The organism is Streptomyces lateritius (assembly GCF_014649715.1).
GTDB classification, from domain to species: Bacteria; Actinomycetota; Actinomycetes; order Streptomycetales; family Streptomycetaceae; genus Streptomyces; species Streptomyces lateritius.
Genome location: NZ_BMTO01000004.1, coordinates 182,541 through 207,107 on the forward strand (window position 1 = coordinate 182,541; position 24,567 = coordinate 207,107).

Annotated in this window: 24 protein-coding genes and 1 pseudogene; 19 read left to right on the forward strand and 6 right to left on the reverse strand. The window is 70.6% G+C overall.

Annotation, left to right across the window (positions count from 1 at the left end; genetic code table 11):
• The first annotated feature begins 82 nt into the window (after positions 1–82).
• The 5 genes from dop to prcA all read left to right on the forward strand — a co-directional run bounded on the left by dop (position 83) and on the right by prcA (position 4,180).
• A complete protein-coding gene (gene dop / locus IE136_RS09735) occupies positions 83–1,597 on the forward strand; it encodes a depupylase/deamidase Dop (RefSeq protein ID WP_158985691.1) in 1,515 nt (504 codons plus the stop codon).
• 143 nt (positions 1,598–1,740) lie between these two features.
• A complete protein-coding gene (locus IE136_RS09740; protein WP_158985689.1) occupies positions 1,741–1,953 on the forward strand; it encodes a ubiquitin-like protein Pup in 213 nt (70 codons plus the stop codon).
• 411 nt (positions 1,954–2,364) lie between these two features.
• Entirely contained in the window at positions 2,365–2,583 is a 219-nt protein-coding gene (locus tag IE136_RS36700; protein ID WP_373309047.1) for an endonuclease VII domain-containing protein, read from the forward strand.
• Complete coding sequence (gene prcB / locus IE136_RS09750; protein ID WP_158985685.1) at positions 2,535–3,374, forward strand: proteasome subunit beta; 840 nt, start codon at positions 2,535–2,537, stop codon at positions 3,372–3,374. Before IE136_RS36700 ends, prcB begins: the two co-directional genes overlap by 49 nt.
• A gap of 44 nt (positions 3,375–3,418) precedes the next feature.
• Positions 3,419–4,180, forward strand: a complete 762-nt coding sequence (gene prcA, locus IE136_RS09755; protein ID WP_158985683.1) for a proteasome subunit alpha — start codon at positions 3,419–3,421, stop codon at positions 4,178–4,180.
• Positions 4,181–4,249: 69 nt separating this feature from the next.
• Here prcA and IE136_RS09760 read toward each other — a convergent pair whose 3' ends face one another.
• Positions 4,250–5,266, reverse strand: a complete 1,017-nt coding sequence (locus IE136_RS09760) for a LacI family DNA-binding transcriptional regulator (protein WP_158985681.1) — start codon at positions 5,264–5,266, stop codon at positions 4,250–4,252.
• A gap of 126 nt (positions 5,267–5,392) precedes the next feature.
• Here IE136_RS09760 and IE136_RS09765 point away from each other — a divergent pair, with 126 nt between their 5' ends.
• The 13 genes from IE136_RS09765 (at position 5,393) to IE136_RS09825 (ending at position 19,276) form a co-directional block, all read left to right on the forward strand.
• The gene (locus tag IE136_RS09765; RefSeq protein ID WP_158994084.1) at positions 5,393–6,715 is read left to right on the forward strand and encodes an MFS transporter; all 1,323 of its coding nucleotides are present in this window, start codon (positions 5,393–5,395) and stop codon (positions 6,713–6,715) included.
• Between the two features lie 9 nt (positions 6,716–6,724).
• Complete coding sequence (pafA, locus tag IE136_RS09770) at positions 6,725–8,086, forward strand: Pup--protein ligase (protein ID WP_158985679.1); 1,362 nt, start codon at positions 6,725–6,727, stop codon at positions 8,084–8,086.
• 141 nt (positions 8,087–8,227) lie between these two features.
• Positions 8,228–9,166 (forward strand): FKBP-type peptidyl-prolyl cis-trans isomerase, encoded by a 939-nt coding sequence (locus IE136_RS09775; RefSeq protein ID WP_189600115.1) that lies wholly within the window; start codon positions 8,228–8,230, stop codon positions 9,164–9,166.
• Positions 9,167–9,209: 43 nt separating this feature from the next.
• Positions 9,210–9,590, forward strand: a complete 381-nt coding sequence (locus IE136_RS09780; protein WP_158985675.1) for an FKBP-type peptidyl-prolyl cis-trans isomerase — start codon at positions 9,210–9,212, stop codon at positions 9,588–9,590.
• A 147-nt stretch (positions 9,591–9,737) separates the two neighbouring features.
• Positions 9,738–10,694 (forward strand): helix-turn-helix transcriptional regulator, encoded by a 957-nt coding sequence (locus tag IE136_RS09785; RefSeq protein ID WP_189600116.1) that lies wholly within the window; start codon positions 9,738–9,740, stop codon positions 10,692–10,694.
• A gap of 16 nt (positions 10,695–10,710) precedes the next feature.
• The gene (locus IE136_RS09790) at positions 10,711–11,679 is read left to right on the forward strand and encodes a helix-turn-helix transcriptional regulator (RefSeq protein WP_158985671.1); all 969 of its coding nucleotides are present in this window, start codon (positions 10,711–10,713) and stop codon (positions 11,677–11,679) included.
• Between the two features lie 104 nt (positions 11,680–11,783).
• Positions 11,784–12,047 carry a CpXC domain-containing protein gene (locus IE136_RS09795; RefSeq protein ID WP_189600117.1) on the forward strand — a complete coding sequence of 88 codons (264 nt, stop codon included), beginning with the start codon at positions 11,784–11,786 and terminating at the stop codon, positions 12,045–12,047.
• Positions 12,048–12,169: 122 nt separating this feature from the next.
• Positions 12,170–12,367 (forward strand): hypothetical protein, encoded by a 198-nt coding sequence (locus IE136_RS09800; RefSeq protein WP_158985669.1) that lies wholly within the window; start codon positions 12,170–12,172, stop codon positions 12,365–12,367.
• A 185-nt stretch (positions 12,368–12,552) separates the two neighbouring features.
• Positions 12,553–12,837: a Sec-independent protein translocase subunit TatA gene (tatA, locus tag IE136_RS09805; RefSeq protein WP_158985667.1), complete on the forward strand. Its 285-nt coding sequence runs from the start codon at positions 12,553–12,555 to the stop codon at positions 12,835–12,837.
• Positions 12,838–12,896: 59 nt separating this feature from the next.
• Positions 12,897–13,844: a twin-arginine translocase subunit TatC gene (tatC, locus tag IE136_RS09810; protein WP_506417205.1), complete on the forward strand. Its 948-nt coding sequence runs from the start codon at positions 12,897–12,899 to the stop codon at positions 13,842–13,844.
• Positions 13,845–13,886: 42 nt separating this feature from the next.
• On the forward strand, positions 13,887–14,795 hold the full coding sequence (locus IE136_RS09815) for a diacylglycerol kinase (protein WP_189600118.1): 909 nt from the start codon (positions 13,887–13,889) through the stop codon (positions 14,793–14,795).
• 44 nt (positions 14,796–14,839) lie between these two features.
• Positions 14,840–17,668: a DEAD/DEAH box helicase gene (locus IE136_RS09820; protein WP_189600119.1), complete on the forward strand. Its 2,829-nt coding sequence runs from the start codon at positions 14,840–14,842 to the stop codon at positions 17,666–17,668.
• A gap of 255 nt (positions 17,669–17,923) precedes the next feature.
• Positions 17,924–19,276 carry a cytochrome P450 gene (locus tag IE136_RS09825; RefSeq protein WP_229818758.1) on the forward strand — a complete coding sequence of 451 codons (1,353 nt, stop codon included), beginning with the start codon at positions 17,924–17,926 and terminating at the stop codon, positions 19,274–19,276.
• A 62-nt stretch (positions 19,277–19,338) separates the two neighbouring features.
• Here the strand turns inward: IE136_RS09825 and IE136_RS09830 are convergent.
• From IE136_RS09830 to IE136_RS09840, 3 genes and pseudogenes are all read right to left on the reverse strand, one after another.
• Positions 19,339–20,278: pseudogene (locus IE136_RS09830) on the reverse strand (ADP-ribosylglycohydrolase family protein).
• Positions 20,279–20,288: 10 nt separating this feature from the next.
• The gene (locus IE136_RS09835) at positions 20,289–20,729 is read right to left on the reverse strand and encodes an ABA4-like family protein (protein ID WP_189600121.1); all 441 of its coding nucleotides are present in this window, start codon (positions 20,727–20,729) and stop codon (positions 20,289–20,291) included.
• Positions 20,726–21,628 (reverse strand): hypothetical protein, encoded by a 903-nt coding sequence (locus IE136_RS09840; RefSeq protein ID WP_189600233.1) that lies wholly within the window; start codon positions 21,626–21,628, stop codon positions 20,726–20,728. The genes IE136_RS09835 and IE136_RS09840 overlap by 4 nt, the downstream gene beginning before the upstream one ends.
• A 178-nt stretch (positions 21,629–21,806) precedes the next feature.
• On the opposite strand from IE136_RS09840, the gene IE136_RS09845 reads away from it, so the two are divergent.
• Complete coding sequence (locus IE136_RS09845) at positions 21,807–22,439, forward strand: MerR family transcriptional regulator (RefSeq protein ID WP_189600122.1); 633 nt, start codon at positions 21,807–21,809, stop codon at positions 22,437–22,439.
• 70 nt (positions 22,440–22,509) lie between these two features.
• Here the strand turns inward: IE136_RS09845 and IE136_RS09850 are convergent, their stop codons facing one another.
• Both IE136_RS09850 and IE136_RS09855 read right to left on the reverse strand, forming a co-directional pair.
• Positions 22,510–23,346, reverse strand: coding sequence for a siderophore-interacting protein (locus IE136_RS09850; protein WP_189600123.1), 837 nt, complete (start codon positions 23,344–23,346; stop codon positions 22,510–22,512).
• Positions 23,347–23,387: 41 nt separating this feature from the next.
• Positions 23,388–24,332, reverse strand: a complete 945-nt coding sequence (locus IE136_RS09855) for a 5'-3' exonuclease (protein ID WP_189600124.1) — start codon at positions 24,330–24,332, stop codon at positions 23,388–23,390.
• Positions 24,333–24,567 lie beyond the last annotated feature (235 nt).

A 24,567-nucleotide genomic window follows, 5' to 3' on the forward strand; every position in this document is an offset into this window, starting at 1 on the left:
AACCGGCGTGGAGTCGCTCTAGGCTCGTCGGTACTTGTTGCGCCGCACCCGAAGGGGAGCGCCGCCGGGCAAGGAGGGCCGCATGACCGTACGGCGAGTAATGGGCATCGAAACGGAGTACGGAATCTCCGTTCCGGGCCACCCGAACGCCAATGCCATGCTCACCTCGTCCCAGATCGTCAACGCCTACGCGGCGGCGATGCACCGGGCGCGTCGCGCCCGCTGGGATTTCGAGGAGGAGAATCCGCTGCGGGACGCGCGAGGCTTCGACCTCGCCCGCGAGACCGCCGACTCCAGCCAGCTCACCGACGAGGACATCGGCCTGGCCAACGTCATCCTCACCAACGGAGCCAGGCTCTACGTCGACCACGCCCACCCGGAATACAGCGCCCCCGAGGTCACCAACCCCCGCGACGCCGTCCTCTGGGACAAGGCCGGCGAACGGATCATGGCCGAGGCCGCCGAACGAGCCGCCCAGCTCCCCGGCGCCCAGCCCATCCACCTCTACAAGAACAACACCGACAACAAGGGCGCCTCCTACGGCACGCACGAGAACTACCTGATGAAGCGGGAGACCCCCTTCTCGGACATCGTGCGCCACCTCACCCCGTTCTTCGTCTCCCGCCAGGTCGTCACCGGCGCGGGCCGCGTCGGCATCGGCCAGGACGGACGCGAGCACGGCTTCCAGATCAGCCAGCGCGCCGACTACTTCGAGGTCGAGGTCGGCCTGGAGACCACCCTCAAACGGCCCATCATCAACACCCGCGACGAACCCCACGCGGACGCCGAGAAGTACCGCCGACTCCATGTGATCATCGGTGACGCCAACCTCTCGGAGATCTCCACCTACCTCAAACTGGGCACCACCGCCCTCGTCCTGTCGATGATCGAGGACTCCTTCATCAACGTGGACCTCGCCGTCGACCAGCCGGTCCGCACCCTCCACGAGGTCTCCCACGACCCGACCCTCGCCCACCTCGTCACGCTGCGCAGCGGCCGGACACTCACCGCCGTCCAGCTCCAGATGGAGTACTTCGAGCTGGCCAGGAAGTACGTGGAGGAGCGCTTCGGGGCCGACGCGGACGACCAGACCAAGGACGTCCTGGTCCGCTGGGAGGACACCCTCAACCGCCTCGAGAACGACCCGATGAGCCTGGCCGGCGAACTGGACTGGATCGCCAAGCGCGAGCTCATGGAGGGCTACCGGCGCCGCGACGAGGTGGACTGGGACGCGCCCCGGCTGCACCTCGTGGACCTGCAGTACGCCGACGTACGCCCCGACAAGGGCCTGTACAACCGTCTGGCGGCCCGGGGGCGGATGAAGCGCCTCCTTGACGAGGCCGAGGTCGAAAGGGCGGAGACGAAGCCTCCGGAGGACACCAGGGCCTATTTCCGGGGCCGCTGCCTGGAGCAGTACGCGGACGACGTGGCCGCCGCCTCCTGGGACTCGGTCATCTTCGACCTGCCGGGCCGCGACTCGCTCCAGCGCGTGCCCACCCTGGAGCCCCTGCGGGGCACCAGGAACCACGTGAAGGAACTTCTGGACCGCTGCAGGACGGCGGAAGAACTGGTCCGCGTCCTGTCCGGCGGCTCATGAGGGGCTGAAATGCCCGAGCACTGGGAATCATGGAATGAGGGCCCGGACGTTGCACCAACTGCGGGGCCGATGTCAGACCTGGCTTGTAGGGTCTGATCTTGAGAGACCCAACCGAGCGGGCCGATTCGAGCGGGGTGAGGGATATGGCGACCAAGGACACCGGCGGCGGACAGCAGAAGGCGACGCGTTCCACGGAGGAGGTCGAGGAGACCACCACGGAGGAGACCTCCGACCTCAAGGAACGCCAGGAGAAGCTGAGCGACGACGTCGACTCGGTTCTGGACGAAATCGATGATGTGCTCGAGGAGAACGCCGAGGACTTCGTGCGCTCCTTCGTTCAGAAAGGCGGGGAGTGACTTCGCCCTTCATTCGAAGGTGAAGTCGGCCCTGGGGGGTTGATGTCGGAAGGCGTTAAGCGGTGTAGTCGGCGTGGCGAGACGAAGCCGCATGAGGCGTTCGCAAGTAACCGGGCCATGCGAGACGGCCTGCAGTGCTACTGCAGGCCGTGCGCGGCGGCCTATCACCAGCAGCGCCAGAAGGCCAAGGGCAAGAACGTGCGACCCAGGGTGGAGGCGCCCCACGGGTACAAGTACTGCCGCCGCTGTGGCGAGACCAGGCCCCATGCGGACTGGGATCGCAACGAGGCGGCTTCCGACGGACTGTCCACACGATGCAAGGCGTGCCGTGCAATCGAAGGCCGGGCCGGACATCTCAAGCGTTCCTACGGCATCACGGAGGCCGAGCGTGCCGAGATGGTCTCCTTCCAGATGGGGATCTGCACGATCTGCCTGGCTGCTCCCGCAGTCCATGTTGATCACTGTCACGAGACGGGTAGGGTCCGTGGCGTACTGTGCTTCAACTGCAATTCGGCCATCGGCAAGTTGGGAGACGATCCCGACACTCTGCGTCGGGCCATTTCATACCTGGAGGGACACGCGTGGAAGCCAACACTCGTAGCACCGGGCGTCTACCAGCTGCCTTCCTGACGCCGGGATCGTCCTCGTTCATGGACTTCCTGTCCGAGCACTCGCCGTCTCTGCTCCCGGGCAACCGGAAGCTGCCCGAGGGGATCGTCGAGGCGCCGCACGGCACCACGATCGTCGCCGCGACCTTCCCCGACGGGGTCGTGCTCGCCGGTGACCGGCGGGCGACCATGGGGAACATGATCGCGCAGCGGGACATCGAGAAGGTCTTCCCGGCCGACGAGTTCTCGGCCGTGGGCATCGCCGGCACCGCCGGTCTCGCCGTGGAGATGGTGAAGCTCTTCCAGCTGGAGCTGGAGCACTTCGAGAAGGTGGAGGGCACCACCCTCTCCCTGGAGGGCAAGGCCAACCGGCTCTCCACCATGATCCGCGGCAACCTCGGCATGGCCATGCAGGGTCTCGCCGTCGTCCCGCTCTTCGCCGGCTGGGACGAGGCCAAGGAGAAGGGCCGGATCTTCTCGTACGACGTGACCGGCGGCCGCTCCGAGGAGCACGGCTTCGCCGCCACCGGCTCCGGTTCGATCTTCGCGCGCGGCTCCATGAAGAAGCTCTACCGTCCCGACCTTACGGAGGAGCAGGCCACCACGCTGGTGGTGCAGGCCCTGTACGACGCGGCCGACGACGACTCGGCGACCGGGGGCCCGGACCTGTACCGCAAGATCTATCCGATCGTCACCGTCATCACCGACGAGGGCTTCCGCAGGCTCACCGACGAGGAGGCCTCGGCGATCGCCCGCCAGGTGACCGACCGGCGCCTGGAGCAGCCCGACGGTCCGCGCGCCGCCCTGCTCTGACCGCTCGTCTTCCGTAGAACCCAGAAGAAAGGGACGGGTAGCCGGTGTCGACTCCGTTCTACGTCTCACCCCAGCAGGCCATGGCCGACCGGGCGGAGTACGCCCGCAAGGGCATCGCCCGCGGTCGCAGCCTGGTCGTCCTCCAGTACACCGACGGAATCGTGTTCGTCGGTGAGAACCCCTCGCGGGCGCTGCACAAGTTCAGCGAGATCTACGACCGGATCGCCTTCGCGGCGGCCGGCAAGTACAACGAGTACGAGAATCTCCGTATCGGTGGCGTGCGGTACGCCGATCTGAGGGGGTACACCTACGACCGGGATGACGTCACGGCCCGGGGCCTCGCGAACGTCTACGCCCAGACGCTGGGCACGATCTTCTCCAGCGCCGGCGAGAAGCCGTACGAGGTGGAGCTGGTCGTCGCCGAGGTGGGCGAGGAGCCCGAGGGCGACCAGATCTACCGGCTTCCGCACGACGGGTCGATCGTGGACGAGCACGGCTCGGTCGCGGTCGGCGGCAATGCGGAGCAGATCAGCAGCTTCCTGGACCAGCGGCATCGCGACGGGATGTCCCTCGCCGAGGCGCTGAAGCTAGCCGTCCAGGCGCTGTCCCGGGACACGAACGGCAGCGAGCGGGAGATCCCCGCGGAGCGGCTCGAGGTGGCGGTCCTGGATCGCAGGCGTCCGCAGCAGCGCAAGTTCAAGCGGATCGTCGGGCGTCAGCTGGTGCGTCTGCTGGAGGCGGACAACGCGGCGAGCGCCAGGACGGACGAGCCGTCGGACGACATCCTGGACGACTCGGAGGAGTAGTTCTCCGCTCCGGTCCTCCGGAGGGTTGTCGAAGGTCCTGGCCCGCGGGCTGGGGCCTTCGTCGTGCTCTCAGGCGGGTGGGGGGCCGGAGGAGCCGCGGGGCATGAGGGTGACGGGGAGGCCGCCGGGTTCGGGGGTCTGGCCGGCGAGGACGGCGAGCAGGGCCGCCATGCCGCGTTCGCCGATGTGTTCGGCGGGGAGTCGGACGGTGGTCAGTTCGGGTTCGACGGCGGTGGCGAGGGCGAGGTCGTCGAAGCCGGTGACCGAGATGTCCTCGGGGACGCGCAGGCCGAGGCGGCGGGCGGCCTTGCAGGCTCCGGCGGCCAGGATGTCGTCGTCGCAGACGAGGGCCGTGGGCCGGGGGCCGGGGCCGGTCAGGGCGCGTTCGGTGGCCGCGCGGGCGCCGTCGACGTCCAGCGGGGCGTGGATGGTGCGGACGGAGACGTGGCGCAGTGCGTCGGCGAGGGCAGCGGCTCGTACGTCGAAGGTCCAGGAGGGTACGGCGGAGGCGAGGTGGACGAAGCGGCGGTGGCCGAGGGCGAGCAGGTGGCTGGTCACCTGGCGCATGCCGTCGGCGATGTCGAGGTTGACGTGTGCGGCGGCGCCGGTGTCGGAGGGGTCGCTGTCGAGCATGACCAGGGGGAGGTCGGTGCCGCGGAAGGCTTTGAGGGCGTCGGCGGCCATGGAGGAGGCGATGACGCCGTCGAGGGCGGCGCGGGCTGAGGCGAAGGGGTCCTTGGCGGGGCCGACGCCGTCGGGGGAGGGGTAGAGGACGACGCCGAAGCCGTGGCGGGCGGCGACGGTGGCGGCGCCGGTGTAGACGCGGGCGAAGAACTCGTTGGTGAGGGCGGGTACGACGAGAAGGGCCGTCCTGGTCCGTCCGAGGCGGAGGTTGCGGGCGGCGAGATTCGGCCGGTATCCGAGTTCGGTGGCCGCTCGGCGTACGGAGTCGGCGGTGCGTTCCGAGACGCGGCCGCGCCATTTGTCGCCGAGGACGAGGGAGACGGTGGCCTGGGATACCCCGGCGAGTCTGGCGACGTCCCGGCTGGTGGGCCGCCCTGTGCCGAGGGGTTCCGAGGTGTGCACGCATGCCTCCGCGAGGGAACGGTTCTTTTCCGCGGGGTGGACCCCGGGGATGCGGCCATGGTACGTATGACGCGCGACGTTATACGTAAAACCTCGGCGGTGGACACCGGGGGAGAGGAGACCGACATGGCCACCGAGGCCAAGGACAGCGGCGGTTATCGCGACATCCTCAGGGCGCCGCACGCGCTGCGCCTGCTCACCGGCACCCTCGTCGGACGCCTCCCCAACGGCACCGGGCCCATCGCCGTCGTGCTCTTCGTCCGCTCCGAAGGTGGCAGCTACAGCCTGGCCGGGGGCCTCACCGCCGCCTACGGCATCGCCACCGCCGTCGGCCAGCCGCTCCTCGGCCGCGCGGTCGACCTCAAGGGCCAGCCGCGCGTCCAGCTGCCGGCCGCGCTCGTCTCCGCGCTCGGCATGATCGCCCTCGCGGTGGCCGGAATCAGCCCCCTGGTCCTCGCCTACGCGGCGGTCGTCGTCGCGGGACTCTTCACCCCGCCCCTCGAAGGCGGGCTGCGCGCCCTGTGGCCGAGCGTGCTCGGCCGCGAGGAGCGGGTCCACCGGGCCTACGCCCTGGACGCCGTCGCCCAGGAGGTCATGTTCACGGTCGGCCCCCTGCTCGTCACCCTTCTGGTCGCGCTCTGGTCACCGGCGGCAGCACTGCTGGTCATCAACGTCCTCGGCGTCCTCGGCGCGCTCTCCGTCGTCCTGTCCGAGCCCTCGCGCGCGTGGCGCTCGGAACCCCGTGAGGCCCACTGGCTCGGCGCCCTGCGCTCGCCCGGGCTCCTCGCACTGCTGGGCTCCTTCTTCTTCGTCGGGCTCGCGCTCGGCTCCATCACCGTGGCCGGCCTCGCCTACGCCGACGACCGGGGCAACGAGGCCGCGTACGGCTGGCTGATGGCCGCCCTGGGCCTCGGCGCGCTCGTCGGCGGCGTCCTCTACGGAGCCCGCCGGTGGGCGGGCGCTCCCGAGCGGCGGCTGCGGGTCATCGTGGGGCTGCTCGCGCTCGGCTATCTGCCGCTGATGCTCACGCCGGGTGTCGGCGCGATGACCGCGCTCGCGGCGCTCTCCGGTGTCTTCCTGGCTCCGGCCCTCGCCTGTGGCTTCATCGTCGTGGACCGGCACGCGCCCACCGGCACCGTCACCGAGGCCTTCTCCTGGCTCGTCACCACCTTCGGTGTGGGAGCCGCCCTCGGCTCGGCGGTCGCGGGCCCGGTCGTCGAACTCGCCGGAACCACCGCGGGCTTCGCGGTGGCCTCGGCGGGCGGTTCGGTGGCCCTGCTGGTGCTCCTGGCCACCGGGCGGGTCCTCATGGCGCCGGGCCGCGGCGTGCGACACGCCGTCAGCGCGGTCGCGGCCGACGCCGCCCACACCGAAAAGAGCACGCGCTCATCGGAAAATGATCGAAACGGGGCTGTCGAACCCGGTTTCAGCGCACGCCTTCAGGCGTAATGTTCAGACATGGACCGCCGCATTTTCGGGCTGGAGAACGAGTACGGCGTCACGTGCACGTTCAGGGGACAGCGCCGACTGTCTCCTGACGAAGTGGCGCGCTACCTCTTCCGCCGTGTCGTGTCATGGGGCCGCAGCAGCAATGTCTTCCTGCGGAACGGCGCCCGCCTGTACCTGGACGTGGGTTCGCATCCGGAATACGCAACTCCCGAATGCGACAACGTGACCGAACTGGTCACGCACGACAAGGCCGGGGAGCGCATTCTCGAAGGTCTGCTCGTCGACGCCGAACGCCGCCTGCACGAGGAGGGAATCGCCGGCGACGTCTATCTCTTCAAGAACAACACCGATTCGGCCGGAAACTCCTACGGCTGCCACGAGAACTATCTCGTCGCCCGCCACGGAGAGTTCTCCCGGCTCGCGGACATCCTCATTCCCTTCCTCGTCACCCGGCAGCTCATCTGCGGCGCCGGAAAGGTGCTCCAGACCCCCCGTGGTGCCGTCTACTGCGTCTCCCAGCGTGCCGAGCACATCTGGGAGGGCGTCAGCTCCGCCACCACCCGCTCCCGGCCCATCATCAACACCCGCGACGAGCCGCACGCCGACGCCGAGCGCTACCGCCGCCTGCACGTCATCGTCGGCGACTCGAACATGTCGGAGACGACCATGCTGCTGAAGGTCGGTGCCACCGACCTCGTGCTGCGCATGATCGAGGCCGGCACGGTGATGCGCGACCTGACCCTGGAGAACCCGATCCGGGCCATTCGCGAGGTCAGCCACGACATCACCGGCCAGCGCAAGGTCCGCCTCGCCAGCGGGCGTGAGGCCTCCGCCCTGGAGGTCCAGCGCGAGTACTACGAGAAGGCCGCCGACTTCGTCGACCGCCGCGGCATCCGTACGGGCACGGTCGCCCAGGTCCTGGAGCTGTGGGGCCGGACGCTCGACGCCATCGAGGCCGAGGACCTCGACCGTATCGGCACCGAGATCGACTGGGTCATGAAGTACAAGCTCATCGAGCGGTACCGGGCGAAGAACAACATGACCATGTCGCACCCCCGGGTCGCGCAGATAGACCTCGCGTACCACGACATCCACCGCCGCCGCGGGCTCTACTACCTCCTCGAGAAGAAGGGCCAGGCCGCCCGGATCTGCAACGACCTGAAGATCTTCGAGGGCAAGTCCGTGCCCCCGCAGACCACCAGGGCGCGACTGCGCGGCGACTTCATCCGCCGTGCCCAGGAGCAGCGGCGGGACTTCACCGTCGACTGGGTCCATCTCAAGCTCAACGACCAGGCGCAGCGCACCGTGTTGTGCAAGGACCCCTTCCGGTCGGTGGACGACCGGGTGGAGAAGCTGATCGCCGGGATGTAGGCCGGCGGGCAGGCAGTGCGGGCCCCGCGTGTTCCTCGCGCGGGGCCTTCGGCACGCCTGGGCCCGCGAGCCGGGCGGGATCCGGGGCGCACCCCCTAGAGTGTCGGGCAACTACTGTGCCGTCTGAGATCTGAGGAACACGTGCGCCGACTTGCCGGCCTACTTGTCGTCCCGCTGCTGCTGCTCTCGACAGCGGCCTGCGGCAGCGACGACAAGGGCTCCGATTCCGCCTCGATGACGAACGGGCTCCCCGCCATCACCGCGGGTGCGAAGTTCGGAGAGAAGCCCACTCTCGCGAAGGGAGAGGGGGACCCGCCCAAGGAGCTCAAGGTCAATGTGATCAGCAAGGGCGACGGCGCGGTCACGAAGAAGGGCGACGCGCTCCAGGTGAACTACCTGGGCCAGGCCTGGGACTCGGACAAGCCCTTCGACAACAGCTTCGACCGTGGGCAGCCGTTCGACCTGACGCTCGGCGCGGGCCAGGTCATCAAGGGCTGGGATCAGGGCCTGGAGGGCCAGAAGGTCGGCAGCCGCATCGAGATCGGCATCCCGCCGGAGCTCGGTTACGGAGCGCAGGGTCAGGGCGACATCAAGCCGAACGCCACCCTCGTCTTCGTGGTGGACATCCTGAAGTCCACCACGATCCCGAAGTCCGCCGGGGGATCCGAGGTCGCCCAGGACAACAAGGACCTGCCGAAGGTCGGTACGAACACCGACGGCAAGGCTCCCTCGCTCACCGTCCCGAAGGTCGACCCGCCGACCAAGCTCGTCTCCAGCTACGTGCTCGAGTCCAAGGGCGAAGTCGTCAAGGGCACCGACACGGTCGTCGTGAACTACGTCGCGGCGCTGTGGAAGGACGGCAAGGTCTTCGACTCCACGTACGCGACGGGCAAGACCGCGAACTTCCCGCTGGCGCAGCTGACCCTGAAGGGGCTGAAGGACGGCATCACCGGCAAGAAGGTCGGCAGCCGCGTCCTGATCGTCGCTCCGCCGTCGGAGGCCTTCGGCGACCAGGAGAAGCAGGGCATCCCGAAGAACTCCACACTGGTGTTCGCCGTGGACATCCTCGCGAAGATGTAAGACTGTCCCGTTCGCGCAGTTCATCAGTATGAGGAGCAGTTCAGTGAGCATCGAGAAGCCCGAGGTCGACTTCCCGGGCGGCGAGCCGCCGAAGGACCTGGAGATCAAGGACATCTGGGAGGGCGACGGCGAGATCGCCGAGGCCGGCGACTTCGTCAAGGTCCACTACGTGGGTGTGGCCTTCTCCACGGGTGAGGAGTTCGACGCCTCCTGGAACCGCGGCAACGCGCTGGACTTCCAGCTCGGTGTCGGCCAGGTCATCCAGGGCTGGGACAAGGGCGTGCAGGGCATGAAGGTCGGGGGCCGCCGTCAGCTGGTCATCCCCGCGCACCTCGCGTACGGAGACCGTGGCGCGGGCAGCGCCATCGCGCCGGGCGAGACCCTGATCTTCGTCTGCGACCTGGTGGGCGTCGCCAAGCGCTGACCGCTTTCGGTCCGTCGAGGGCCCATACCGATCCCCGGACCTGGTCCGGGGGGCTCGGTGTGGGCCCTCGGCTTTTGTCTCGACACCCCGGGGCGGTACGGTCGGACGTCCGAGAAGTGAATCCGGCAGAAGAGGTGCAGGGCGTCGATGGCGATTGCCAAGGCCGAGCGGCTGATGAACCTGGCGCTGTGTCTGCTCGGAACCCGCCGCCCGCTGAGCAAGCGTGAGCTCCGGGGCTCCATCGAGGCCTACCTCGAGGCCGGAGCCGACGACGCCTTCAACCGGATGTTCGAGCGCGACAAGGACGATCTGCGCGAGCTCGGCCTGATCATCGAGACGGTCGAGAACCTCGAGGGCGAGACCGGCTACCTGGCCCGTCGGGACTCCAACCGTCTGCCGCCGATCACGCTCGACGCGGAGGAGGCCGCCGCGCTGGGCCTCGCCGCCAAGGTCTGGCAGCAGGCTCGTCTCGCCGGAGCCGCCAGCGGCGCCCTGCAGAAGCTTCGCGCCGCGGGCATGCCCGAGGCCGAGGACTCCTACGACGTCCAGCCCAGCGCGCTCGAACCGCGCATCCCGGTCCACGAGGCCGCCTTCGAGCCTCTGATGCTGGCCTGCCGTGACCGGCGCCCCGTCGTCTTCGACTACCGCAAGGCCACCGCCGCCCGCCCCGAGACCCGACAGGTCGAGCCGTGGACCCTGGAGTGCTGGCGCGGCCACTGGTACCTGGCCGGCTGGGACAGGGACCGGGGTGCCGAGCGCGTCTTCCGGCTCTCCCGTATCACCGGCAAGGTCCGCTCCCGCGCCGGAGCGTTCACCGCCCCCGTGCCCGACGCCGTCACCGTCCGCGAGACCGTCGAGAGCTGGGCGGGGGAGACCGCCACCCGCTCCGCGCGGATCCGGCTGCGAGCCGGCTGCGGCTATCCGCTGCGGGCCCGCGCCCAGTCCGTGACGCAGGGCGCGGACGGCTGGGACGAGCTGGAGATCCCGTACGGCCACGGTCTGGACGCGTGGCTCGTGGAGTTCGGCCCCGACGTGGTCGTACTGGAGCCCGCGGATCTGCGGGCCGACGTGGTGGACCGGCTGCGCGCCGTGGCCAAGGGCTGAAGGGGAGACGTACGGCATGGCTGCGAACGCGATCGACCAGACGAGGCGGATGCTCTCCCTCGTCACCTACCTCCGGGAACGCCCGGGTGCCCACGTCGCCGATGTGGCGCGCGCCTTCGGGATCACCGAGGACGAGCTGATCTCGGACCTCGACGTGCTGCCCATGTGCGGCACGAGCTTCCGCGGCGGCGATCTGCTCGACATCGACACCGACGGCGACCGGATCTGGTGGCGCAACCCCGGCGCCCTGGGAGCCGACGCGGCGGAGCCGCTGCGTCTCGCCGCCGACGAGGCGACCGCTCTGCTGGTCGCCGCGCGGGCCGTCGCCACGCTGCCCGGGCTGCGTGAGGGCGACCGCGAGGCGCTGCTGCGGGCCACCGCCAAGCTGGAGGCGGCGGCGGGCGAAGCGGCGGGGGCCAGCTCCCGGCTGTCGGTCACCTTCGAGTCCGAGGGCGGTGTCTTCGCCGAGGTGGACCGGGCGATCTCGGAGCGCCGGCGGCTCTGGCTGCGCTACTACTCGCCCGCCCGTGACGAGCTGACCGAGCGCGAGGTGGACCCCATCCGGTTGTTCGCCGTGGGCCACACCTACATGGAGGCGTGGTGCCGGCTCTCCGAGGCACGGCGCACCTTCCGTCTCGACCGGGTGGCGGAGATCCGGATCCTGGACGAGCACTCCGCGCCGCCGGAGATCGAGCTGCGGGACCTGTCGGAAGGTCTCGTCCAGCCGTCGGCGGACGACCCGGAGGTCGTGGTGGAGGTGGGTCCCGGCGGTCGCTGGGTCGCCGAGTACTACCCTCACGACCGTGCGGACGAGCTGCCCGACGGGGGTCTGCGCATCACTCTGCGGACGCCCGACCCCACCTCGCTGCGGCGCCTCGCGCTGCGGCTCGGCAGTGACGGCCGGATCGTCTCCCCGCAGGGCCTCGCGGACAGCGCGCGGGAGGCCGCGATCGCCGCTCTCGCCGCCTACGAAGGCCGCGAGTGACGCCAGAGCGGGTGGAATGTGACATTCCACGCCCGGGCGGCGCTGTTGCCTATGGAGTCGACGGATGTGCGGGCCCGGAGACGCGAGCGCGCGAGTCGAGAGAGATGAGGGAAATGTCCGTGATGCACGGAATGACGGCGGCGATCGCCCCGGTCTTCTTCAAGGCCTCCTGCCCCGACTGCCGCGCTCGTTTCGAACTCTCCGCCGGGGCCCTGCGCCTCGCGATCGGTGCCAGCCGCCGCACCACCTTCTACTCCTTCACCTGCCCCGAGTGCGGCAGTGCCGTCCGCAAGCCGGCCGGCGAGCGCATCGTCGAACTCCTCACCGGTGGCGGTGTACGCACCTTGCGCCTGCACTCCACCGTCTGAGGGTCCGGCAGTCGTCCGCGGCTCCGCGCCCGCCCCAGGGGGTCCGGCAGCTCCGCGGCTCCGCACCCGCCCCAGGGGGTCCGGCAGCTCCGCGGCGGCCGCGCAACGTCTAGGCTCGGCACATGTTCTGGCCCATGCTCGCCATCGCTCTCGGATTCCTCGGCATCGCCGTCCTCGGCGTCCTCGGCATCAAGGTCTTCCTGGAGGTCCAGCGGCTCGGCCGCCAAGTGGCCCACACCGCCGAGCGCATCAACCGCGCGGCCGAGGATCTCGAAAAGGCGGCCGGAGATCTGGCCCGAACCGGCGACGCGTTGCGCTGAGCCCGTGCCGTACGCTGCTGGAAGTGGCCCTGAGAGGGGTGCGCGGGCCGCAATCGCGAGTATGCACAGGCATTGCCCCGCGTTTACTCCTGCGGGTTACGATCGCAGACAGCGCGGTGGCCGGACGCATGTCCGACCCGCCGGGCACGCACTCCATGTCGCCTCGGTGAAGAAGGTAAACAGCTATGGGTAGGCTCGGCCCCACCGAGATCATTCTCATCCTCGTCGTCATCATCCTGCTCTTCGGCGCCAAGAAGCTCCCGGACATGGCCCGTTCGCTGGGCAAGTCGGCCCGCATCCTCAAGAGCGAGGCCAAGGCGATGAAGTCCGACGACCAGCAGAGCGCGCCCGCCGACCCCCCGCAGCCCGGCACCCCGGACCAGGCCGCCCCGCGCACGATCCAGGCCGCGCCCGGAGACGTGAGCAGCTCGCGTCCCGTGACCGAGCCCTCCGACACCACCAAGCGCTGACCCGGTCCGCCGCGGCCGCCGCACCGAGCGGCGGCTGCCGCACGAGATGAGGACGTGGGTTGCTCAAGTCTGCCCGCAAGCAGGAGAAGGATCCCGAGGGCCGGATGCCCCTCGTGGAACACCTGCGTGAGCTTCGCAACCGTATGGCGAAGGGCCTGCTGGCCATCGCCGCGGTCACCGTCGTGGCCCTCGTGTACAGCGAGGAGCTGATGCAGTTCCTGACGAAGTCGGTGCCCAAGTGCGGGCCCGGCGTCACCAGCGACGGCGGAAACTGCGCGATCGTCTCCTTCAACACACTGATCGCTCCCTTCAGCACGACGATCCAGGTCAGCCTCGTGACGGGTCTCGTCGTCGCCAGCCCGGTCTGGCTGTACCAGCTGTGGGCGTTCATCGCGCCCGGCCTGCACAAGAGCGAGAAGAAGTACACGTACGCCTTCGTCGGCGCTGCGGTCCCGCTGTTCTCCGCCGGCGCCTACCTCGCGTACCTCATCCTTCCCATCAGCGTGAAGGTGCTCATCAGCCTCACGCCCGGCGGCTCGGCGAACATCCTGTCCCTCGGTGACGTCCTCGACTTCACCCTGCGCATGGTCCTCGTCTTCGGCCTCGCCTTCGAGCTGCCGCTCGTCCTGGTGATGCTGAACCTCACCGGTGTCCTCACCGGCCGACGGATGGCCGGCTGGTGGCGCGGCGTGATCATGGGTGTCTTCGTCTTCGGCGCCCTCATCACCCCCACCACTGACCCCGTCGGCATGCTGGCCCTCGCCGGGCCGATCACCGTCCTGTACTTCGCGGCCGTCGGCTTCTCGCTCCTCAACGACCGGCGCCGCGCGCGCAACAACCCGGACGCCGAGCTCGACGACGACGAGGCCTCCAGCCTCGACCTCACCCCCGAGACCGTCGGAGCCGTCGAACCGGTCGGCGCGACCCGCGCCCTGCCCGAGCAGGCCACCGGCGAAGCCGAGGGCACCAGGGCGTTGCGGCCGGGCGGTTACGACGACATCACCTGATCTTGTAGGGTCCTGCCCCCAGGCACCGTCCGGGGGGCACCCATGACCAGCGAGATCACCCTCTTCGTCAATCCCACCGCGGGACGCGGCCGGGGCGCGCACGCCGCGCAGCCGGCCGCTCGCGCGCTCCGGGACGCCGGATTCTCCGTCCGCACGGTCCTCGGCGCCGATGCCGAGGACGCCCTGCGGCGCGCCCGGGAGGCCGTCGCCGCCGGCACCGGAGCACTCGTCGCCGTAGGCGGCGACGGCATGGTCTCGCTGGCTCTGCGTGCCGTGGCAGGCACACCCACCCCGCTCGGCGTGGTCGCCGTCGGCACCGGCAACGACTTCGCCCGCTCGCTCCGACTGCCCGTCCGCGACCCCGCGGCGGCCGGCCGGCTCGCCGCCGACCTCCTCAAGGGCGGCGGCGGGCGGGACATCGACCTCGGCAGGGTCGGGGACCGCTGGTTCGGGACCGTTCTGGCCTCCGGGTTCGACTCCAGGGTCAACGACCGCGGCAACCGCATGAGGCTGCCCGTCGGACGCTTCAAGTACGACCTCGCCATGATCGCCGAACTCGCCGCCTTCCGGCCGGTGCCGTACCGCCTCACTCTCGACGACCGCACCGAGCGGCAGGTCGAGGCCACCCTCGTCGCCGTCGGCAACGGCACCTCCTACGGCGGTGGCATGCGCATCTGCGCCGGAGCGCGGATGGACGACGGGCTGTTCGACGTGACCGTCGTCGGCGACTGCAGCCGTACGACCCTGATCAAGGTCTTCCCCCAGGTCTACCGGGGCACCCACCTCGACCACCCCAAGGTCACCGTCCACCGCGTCCGCACCCTCACCCTCGACGCCCCCGGCGTCACCGGCTACGCAGACGGGGAGCCGCTGGGACCGCTGCCGTTGACCGCCACCTGCGTACCGGGGGCACTTCGGGTCCTGGCGCCCGCCGATGCGCGCGCTCATTAAAGATCGCGTCGCTGTCAGAGGGGGCGGGTAGGCTCGAGAGCAAGATGACAGAGGACCTCACACCAGCCGAAGCGTACGCAGCTGCCCGGGCTCGTAACGCCGAGCAGGCCACGGCGCTGGCCCCCTTCCGCGAGCTGTACGAATTCGGTCTGGACCCCTTCCAGATCGAGGCCTGCCAGGCCCTCGAGGCGGGCAAAGGCGTGCTCGTCGCGGCGCCCACGGGCTCGGGCAAGACCATCGTCGGCGAGTTCGCCGTCCACCTCGCGCTCCTCCAAGGGCGCAAGTGCTTCTACACGACACCCATCAAGGCGCTGTCGAACCAGAAGTACGCCGACCTGGTCAAGCGGTACGGCCCCGGCAAGGTCGGCCTGCTGACCGGGGACAACAGCGTCAACGGCGACGCCCCGATCATCGTCATGACCACCGAAGTCCTCCGCAACATGCTGTACGCGGGGTCCCAGGCGCTCAGCGGCCTCGGCTACGTGGTCATGGACGAGGTCCACTACCTCTCCGACCGCTTCCGGGGCGCCGTCTGGGAGGAAGTGATCATCCACCTCCCCGAGTCCGTGACGCTGGTCTCACTCTCCGCGACCGTCTCCAACGCCGAGGAGTTCGGCGACTGGCTCGACACCGTGCGCGGCGACACCGAGGTCATCGTCTCCGAGAGCCGTCCCGTGCCGCTCTGGCAGCACGTCCTGGCCGGGCGCCGGATGTACGACCTCTTCGAGGAAGAGACCGATCACGGCGGCCGCGCCGCTTCGCGCCGCGAGGTCAACCCCGATCTGATGCGCCTCGCACGCACCGAGAACACCCGCACGTACAACCCGCGGGAGCGGCGGCGCGGCAAGATGGTCCGCGAGGCGGACCGCGAGCGCGAGCGCCGCCAGCGCTCCCGCATCTGGACGCCCGGCCGGCCCGAGGTCATCGAGCGGCTCGACGCCGAGGGGCTGCTGCCCGCCATCACCTTCATCTTCAGCCGGGCCGCCTGCGAGGCCGCCGTCCAGCAGTGCCTGTACGCCGGGCTGCGGCTCAACGACGACGACGCACGGCAGCGGGTCCGCGAGATCGTCGAGGAGCGCACCGCCTCCATCCCCTCCGAAGACCTGCACGTCCTCGGGTACTACGAGTGGCTGGAAGCCCTGGAGCGCGGCATCGCCGCCCACCACGCAGGCATGCTCCCCACCTTCAAGGAAGTCGTCGAGGAACTGTTCGTCCGCGGACTGGTCAAGGCCGTCTTCGCGACGGAGACCCTCGCGCTGGGCATCAACATGCCCGCCCGGTCGGTCGTCCTGGAGAAGCTCGTCAAGTGGAACGGCGAGCAGCACGCCGACATCACTCCCGGCGAGTACACCCAGCTCACCGGACGCGCCGGACGACGAGGCATCGACGTCGAGGGCCATGCCGTCGTCCTGTGGCAGCGCGGCCTGGACCCCGGCCATCTCGCCGGACTCGCCGGCACGCGCACGTACCCGCTGCGCTCCAGCTTCAAGCCGTCGTACAACATGGCCGTCAACCTGGTCGACCAGTTCGGCCGGCACCGCTCCCGCGAACTGCTCGAGACCTCCTTCGCGCAGTTCCAGGCAGACCGGTCCGTCGTCGGCATCTCCCGCCAGGTCCAGAAGAACGAAGAGGGGCTCCAGGGCTACCAGGAGGGCATGACCTGCCACCTCGGAGACTTCGAGGAGTACGCACGGCTGCGCCGTGACCTCAAGGACCGCGAGACCGAACTGGCCAAGCAGGGCGCGGCGCAGCGCCGGGCCCAGGCCGCCGCCTCCCTGGAGCGGCTGAAGACCGGTGACGTCATCCACGTCCCCACCGGCAAGTTCGCCGGCCTCGCCCTCGTCCTCGATCCTGGCATCCCCGCCGGGCGGACCAACGGCCACCGCGGCTTCGAGCACCACGACGGGCCCCGCCCGCTCGTCCTCACCGCCGAACGGCAGGTCAAGCGGCTCGCCTCGATCGACTTCCCGGTCCCCGTCGAGGCGCTGGAGCGCATGAGGATCCCCAAGTCCTTCAACCCGCGCTCCCCGCAGTCGCGACGGGACCTCGCCTCCGCGCTGCGGACGAAGGCCGGACACATCAACCCCGAGCGGCACCGCAGGGATCGCTCGCCCGCCGCCGACGACCGCGAGATCGCCCGGCTGCGCACGGCGCTCCGCGCACATCCGTGCCACGGCTGCGACGAGCGCGAGGACCACGCCCGTTGGGCCGAGCGCTACCACCGGCTGCAGCGTGACACCCGCCAGCTCGAACGGCGCATCGAGGGCCGCACCAACACCATCGCGCGGACCTTCGACCGGATCGTCGCGCTCCTCACCGAGCTCGACTACCTCCGGGGCGACGACGTCACCGACAACGGCAAGCGGCTCGCCCGTCTCTACGGCGAACTCGACCTGCTCGCCAGCGAATGCCTGCGCGAGGGTGTCTGGGAGGGCCTCAACCCGGCCGAACTGGCCGCCTGTGTCTCCGCGTTGGTGTACGAGGCACGGCAGGCCGACGACGCCGTCGCGCCGAAGCTTCCCACGGGGAAGGCGAAGGCCGCCCTCGGCGAGATGGTGCGCATCTGGGGCCGGCTCGACGCGCTGGAAGAGGAATTCAAGATCAACCAGGCGGAGGGTGTCGGCCAGCGCGAGCCCGACCTCGGCTTCGCCTGGGCCGCCTACCAGTGGGCCTCCGACAAGGGGCTCGACGAGGTGCTGCGCGAGGCGGAGATGCCCGCCGGTGACTTCGTCCGCTGGTGCAAGCAGGTCATCGACGTCCTCGGGCAGATCGCCGCCGCCGCGCCCAAGGAGAACAGCACGGTCTCCAAGAATGCGCGCAAGGCGGTGGAGTCGCTGCTGAGGGGCGTCGTCGCCTACAGCTCGGTGGGCTGACAGGGGATTGGTCAAGTAGTCGGACAGGGCCCGTGGTTGATGCCACGGGCCCCTTTCGTTCCCGCGCCTGTGTTCATCCACAGGGACGTTTTCCACAGGGGTGGCGGAGTGTTGGACCTCTCCGATTCCATGGAGTCACACACCGGGCAACACCGCGGGGAGGGAAACCACGTGACCACGCAAGCCGGTCCGGCCGCCGCCGACAGGGCCGCTACCGACGGGGCCGCCGCCGACGGGGCGACGGACGGACAGAAAATCGTGCCGGGGCCGCGGGGCGTACCGTTGCTCGGGAACCTTCCCGAGTTCGGCAAGGACCCACTCGCCTTCTTCGAACGGCTCCGCGCACGCGGGGACTTCGTCAGCTGGCGGTTCGGTCGCGGCCGGGCCCTCTTCATCGCTCACCCCGCCACGATCGGCGAACTCCTCACCGAGGTCGAGCGGACCTTTGACCAGCCCGACCTCGGCATCGCCTTCCGCACCCTGCTCGGGAACGGAGTCGTGGTCGCCAAGGGGGCCGACTGGCGCCGCAAGCGCTCCCTGGTCCAGCCGTCCGTCCGTCCCAAGCAGGTACGGTCCTACGCCGCCACCATGGCCGAGTGCGCCGTCGCGCTCGCCGACCGGTGGCGCGACGGGCAGCGCGTGGACGTCAAGAAGGAGATGGCCGCACTCACCCAACTGATCGCCGTCCGCACCATCTTCGGTGTAGACACCGCTGCCGACGCCGAAGCGATCGGCCGCGCCATGGACGTCGCGCAGAAGGAGATCGGCGCCGAGTTCAGCGGCCTGGGGGCGCTGTTGCCCGACTGGGTGCCCACGCCCGGACGGGCGCGCGTCAAACGTGCCACCGCCGTCATCGACGCCGAGGTCTCCCGGGTCGTCGCCCGCCACCGCGACGGCGACACCGAGCGCCCCGACCTGCTCAGCCGCCTCCTCGCCGCCCAGGACGAGACCGGCGCCCACCTCTCCGACCGGGAGATCCGCGACGAGACCGTCACGCTCTACATCGGCGGACACGAGACCACCAGCTCCACCCTCGTCTGGGCCTGGCATCTCCTCTCCCACAACCCGCGTGTCCGCGCGGCGCTCACCGAAGAGCTGGACCGGGTCCTCGGGGACCGCGAACCCGGCTTCGACGACTACGCCCGGCTGACCTACACGCAGGCCGTCGTGAAGGAGACCCTGCGTCTCTACCCGACGATCTGGCTCCTCACCGGCATGGCGAAGGAGGGGGCGATGCTGGGAGGAAGGCCGATCGCTCCCGGGACACGGGTGTGGAGCAGCCAGTGGGCCACCCACCGGGACGCCCGCTGGTTCACCGACCCGGAGGAGTTCAAGCCGGAGCGGTGGGGAACGACGGACGGCGAGCCGGCCGAGGAGATACCCGAATACGCCTGGTTCCCCTTCGGCGGCGGGCCGCGGGTCTGCCTCGGCACCCGCTTCGCCATGGTCGAGGCCGTCCTGGTCCTGGCCGTCCTGGCCCGCCGGTTCCGTCTCGACCTGGACCCCGGCGAGATACGTCCCGTGCCGAGCCTGACCCTCCAGCCGGACCGTGAGGTTCTCGCCACGGTCCGGGTGAGGGGGGACCGGGCGGTACGGGAGGGGCGGTAGGGGCGACGCGCCCTCCGTCGCCGGCATCCTCCCGCCCGGCGAACCCCTCGTCCGCGACTCCGTCACGTCGACGGCCGGACGGCGGCCAGGGAGGTGGCCAGCGCGACGAGGTCCTCGGTGCGCAGGACGCGGTCGCCGTGGCCCGGGAGGGGGAGGTGCAAGGGGGCCGTCCAGCGGGCGGGGATGGCGGGGGCGCCGTGGACGGTACCGGCGAGGAGACCGGTGACAGCCGCGACCGTATCGGTGTCGCCGCCCAGGTCGATCGCGGCGGACAGGGCGGTCTCGAAGGAGTCCGTGGTCCGCAGCGCCCAGATCGCCGAGGCCAGGCAGGGCCAGACCGCGCCGTTGAACTCCGTGGCGTCGTCCGGATGCCAGTCGGGCGCGAGCACCTTCGACCAGCGGTCCCGGTGTGCGGGGGCGATCGCGGTGAGAGTGGCGGGGAGGGCGGCGAGCGGGTCCTCGCCGAGGAGGGAGACGCGGACGAGTTCGTGGAGGATCGCCGTACCCTCCCAGGCCGCCCCGTCGCCATGGGTGAGCGCCGCGATCCGGCGCGCCGCGGCCATGGTGCGGTCACGCCCCTCGGCGGCGAAGTACACCGCCGAGGTGGACGCCCGCATCAGCGAACCGTTGCCCGCCGCGCGGCCGTTGACCTGGAAGTGGAGGGCGGCCGCGCGGTCCCAGGGGTCGCCGCTCGTGAGGGACGTCCTCGGTCTGCAGACCGATGTCCTTGGGCTCCGCGGCCGCCCAGGCCCGGAACCGGGCGAAGACGTCCGGCAGGTCCAGGCCGCCACGGTCCAGGAGCGATTCCCCGACCAGGACGGCCATCTGCGTGTCGTCCGTGGCCTCGCCCGGGTCCCAGCCGCCGCCTCCGCACATCTCGCCCGTGCCGTCGGGGAAGCGTTCCCGGTAGGCCCCCGGCAGCCCGAACTCGAAGGGCGCGCCCAGCGCGTCGCCCACGGCCGAGCCCACAACGGCCCCCACGGCCCGGTCGATCGTTCGCATGGGGGCCGGCCTAGGCGGCGCCCGACGCCTCGGGGGCGGGCTTCTTCATCGCTCGCAGGGGCAGGAAGATCAGGAGTCCGATGGGGGACAGGAGGATCGTGAGGATCAGCAACGGGCCCATGACCAGGGGGGAGATACCCCGCCTGCGCGCCTCCCGGTACATCCACTGGCCGAGCAGGAGGTCCCAGGCGATGACCTGCGCCCAAATCGCGCCGGCTCCGTTCGCGAGGGCCGTGAGGTCTCGGAAGGTGTCGATGTCCGGGCTGCTGACCGCCGTCCACAGTTCGGGGAGGACCGGGAGGGCCAGCGTGAGGTAGACCGCGAGGATCGGTAGGACCGTCAGCGGGGAGGCGGCGAGCCGCTCCGTTGCCCGCCAGCGTGGCGCGAAGATCATCAGGAGCCAGACGGGGGCGGCCAGGAAGAAGGAGAGCTCGAAGAGGAAACCGGTCATGCCACGGACTCCTTGGCCGCGAGGGCGGGTGCGGTGCCGGAGGGGGTGCGCAGGGAGGCCCAGGTCGCCGCAGCGGTCGAGAGGACGATCGCTCCGGCCGTGGCGAGGGTCGTGGCGTCCGCGGTCATGAGCGCCTGGCCGCGCAGCGCCTGCCAGGTGACCAGTGCGAAGCCGGCGGCGTACGCGCCGGAGGCCACGAGCGTCAGACGCAGTCGTACCCGCTCGTCGCGCAGCCGGGCGAAGCGCGGGGCGAGCGCGACCAGGGCGAGCAGGACCAGCGGGATCACCTGTAGGGCGTGCATGCCGAAGAAGTGGGGGATCCGCAGGTCGCCGCCGGTCGTGGCCCAGCCGGTCAGTGGCATGGAGGGACCGCCGTCCGCCACTCCGACGCTGTGGGCGCCGACGACGGAGGCGTCGTCCCCGGCCGCGAGTTGCTCCGGCGTCGGCCGGACCATGAGGAAACCGACGGCCGCGCCCGCCAAGGCGATCAGCGAGCCGAGCCGTACGGCCCAGGCGGTGGCGCGGTCCAGGATCCGGGCGCGCAGCAGCAGGACCGCGATGACCAGGGCGCCGAGCCAGAGGACGACGACCGTGGCGCCCATGGCCTGGAACAGGGCCGCGTCGAACGCGGTCTCGTTGTTGAAGTGGCTCTGCCTGCCCCGGATCACCTGCGTCGTGATGAGCACCATCTCGGTCGCGCTCGCCGCGGCGACCACGGTGCCCGCCCACCATCCGACCCGGCGGCCGCGGGGCAGCAGGGTGAGCATCCACGCGAGCGTCATCGCGTACGCGACGAACGACACCGCGAACTTGAACGGCTTGGACCAGATGGGCGCGCCGACGAGAACGCGGTCGTCGAGGACGAGGCCGACGGCCGAGACCAGGGCGAGTAACACCATGGAGGCGGAGAACCAGACGAGCGGGCGGTGGAGTTCGCTTATCCGCGGTAGCGAAGAGGACATGGGTTACCCCCGTGAGTTATGGATAGTGACACTTGCCGCTATCTGATAGCCCCACTATCTATGATGGAGGGACCGGTCGGCAAGGCCGGAGCAGGACCGGAAAGGTGAACGCACGGTGCGCATCGGAGAGTTGAGCCGCAGGACCGGAGTCTCGGTGCCGACGATCAAGTACTACGTACGGGAGGGGCTGTTGCCGCCCGGGCAGCTGACGAGCCCGAACCAGGCCGCGTACGACGAGACGCACGTGCGGCGGCTGCGCCTGGTCCGCGCGCTCCTGGACGTGGGCGGCCTGTCGGTCGCGGGCGTACGGGAGGTGATCGTGGCGATCGCCGACACGGAACGGCCGGTGCACAAGGTGCTGGGCGTGGCGGCGGACCGCGTGGTGCCGCGTTACCCGGAGGAGCGGGGGGAGGGGATCGTCGCCGCCCGCCAGGCGGTGGCCGCACTGATCGCGAAGCACGGATGGCGATCGCATACCGAGAGCCCGGCGGCGGAGGCGCTGGCGGTCGCGCTGGCGGCCCTGGAGGGCGTCGGCCACGGGGCGTTCGTGGAGGTGCTCGACGCGTACGCGGAGGCGGCGGAACAGGTGGCCCGGGCGGACCTGGACTACGTGGCGCGGAACGTGGTCCGCGAGGAACTGGTGGAGGGCGTGGTGGTGGGAACGGTCCTGGGCGACGCGGTCTTCGGCGCCCTACGGCGACTCGCCCACGTGGACGCCTCCGACCGCCTCTTCGGTGACAACACCTGAGCCCCCAGGCCACAGGTCCCGGGCTCCGGAGCCGCCCACCCGCGGGCTCGGCCCGCACCGCGTGGACCGATCAGGATTCCTGCTCGCGCTCCACCTGATCGTTCCACTCACGCTTGATCGCCCGCCACGCCTCGTCCGTCTTCCCCGCCCGCCAGTACCCCGAGATCGACAGCCGCTCCCGTGGCACCTGCCGCTCCAGCCGCAGGTGCCGGCGGAGCTCCTTCACGAAGCCCGCCTCGCCGTGTACGAACGCGTGGACGTCGCCCTCGGGGAAGTCGAGGTTCCGCACCGCCTCCAGCAGGGCCGCGCCCGTCGTCCGGCCGCCCCGGTGGAGCCAGGTCACCTCCACGCCCGCCGCCGTCGCGAACTTCTGCTCCTCCGACCCGTCCGCGACCTCCACGAACGCGTGGACCCTCGCACCCTCCGGCAGCCGCTCCAGGGCGACCGCGATCGCCGGCAGCGCGCTCTCGTCGCCCACGAGAAGGTGCCAGTCGGCGGCCGTGTCGGGCGCGTAACCGCCCCCCGGCCCCAGGAAGCGCATGGTCTCGCCGGCCTGCGCCCGCGACGCCCAGGGCCCCGCGAGGCCCTCGTCGCCGTGCACCACGAAGTCGATGGTCAGCTCGTGGTGGACCGGGTCCCAGCCCCTGACCGTGTACGTCCGGGTGGTGGGCCACTGCTCGCGCGGGTACTTCGCGCGGATCCGGTCCATGTCGAACGGCTCGGGGTAGCTCACGCCCTCCGGCGCGAAGAGCAGTTTCACGTAGTGGTCGGTGTACTCGCCCACCTCGAACGTGGCCAGTCCGTCCCCGCCGAGCACGACCCGCACCATGTGCGGCGTGATGCGCTCGGTGCGCACCACCTGTGCCTCGTGGGCCTTCGGTGCCTTGCGGGCGGGCTGCTCTGCCACGACGCTCTCCCTGGCTCGGTGAAACTAGAACTTAGGTTTACCTAAGCTAGCATCTCCCGCTCCAGGACCGGCAGCAGCCGCCCGACCGCCCCGCCCAGCCCCCAGCGCTTCACCAGCGCCGCCAGCAGCTCCGGGTCCCGCGGTGCGCTCGGCAGCGCCGGGTCGAACTCCGGAAGGGGCACGTCCCCCGCGACCCGGACGACCGTGGGGGCCACGTCCAGGTACGCAGCCGCCTCCACGACGCCGCGCCGCTTGGCGGGGGTCAGCTTCGACGTGCGGTCCCCGGCGGCCGCGCGGACGCCCGCCAGATCGCCGTACTCCGTGATCAGCTGCGCGGCCGTCTTCTCGCCGATGCCCTTCACCCCGGGCAGCCCGTCGCTGGCGTCCCCGCGCAGCGCCGCGAAGTCGGCGTACTGGTCGGGCCGCACTCCGTACTTCGTACGGATCAGCTCGCCGTCGACAAGATCACAGTCGCCGACGCCCTTGCGCGGGTACAGCACCCGCACCGCGCGCTCGTCGTCGACGAGCTGGAAGAGGTCCCGGTCGCCCGTGACGATGTCCACGGGCCCCTTCGCCTGCCCGGCCAGCGCCCCGATGACATCGTCCGCCTCGTAACCGGCGACCCCGACGCGGGCGATGCCGAGCGCGTCCAGGACCGCCTCGATCACCGGCACCTGCGGCGCGAGGGTGTCCGGGATCTCCTCCTCGTCCGGACCGGTCTCGCTCGCCACGGCGACGCGGTGCGCCTTGTACGAGGGGATCAGGTCCACCCGCCACTGCGGCCGCCAGTCGGCGTCCATGCAGGCAACCAGCTGGTCGGGGTGGTGGTCCTGGACGAGCCGCGTGATGAAGTCGAGCAGCCCGCGCACGGCGTTGACCGGCGTGCCGTCCGGGGCCCGGACCGAGTCCGGCACGCCGAAGTACGCGCGGAAGTACAGGGAGGCGGTGTCGAGGAGCATGAGGCGTGGCGTCACACCCCCGATCATGCCGCACCCCACCGACAACGCACGCCCTCGCCGGCGACACCCTCACCCGCCTCGGCGGGGACATCCGTCGCCCGCCTCGGTGGTGACGCCCGTCACCTTCGCGTTTGCCTCCTGGGGCCCGGGGCAGGCGCGCGCCCGGAGCGGACCCGGTACGCGATTCAACCAGTGGATCGTCGTGCGCAGGGAGACGCGGGCCGACACCGCCCCGCTCCACGGCCCGGCTGCGGGGGCCCCA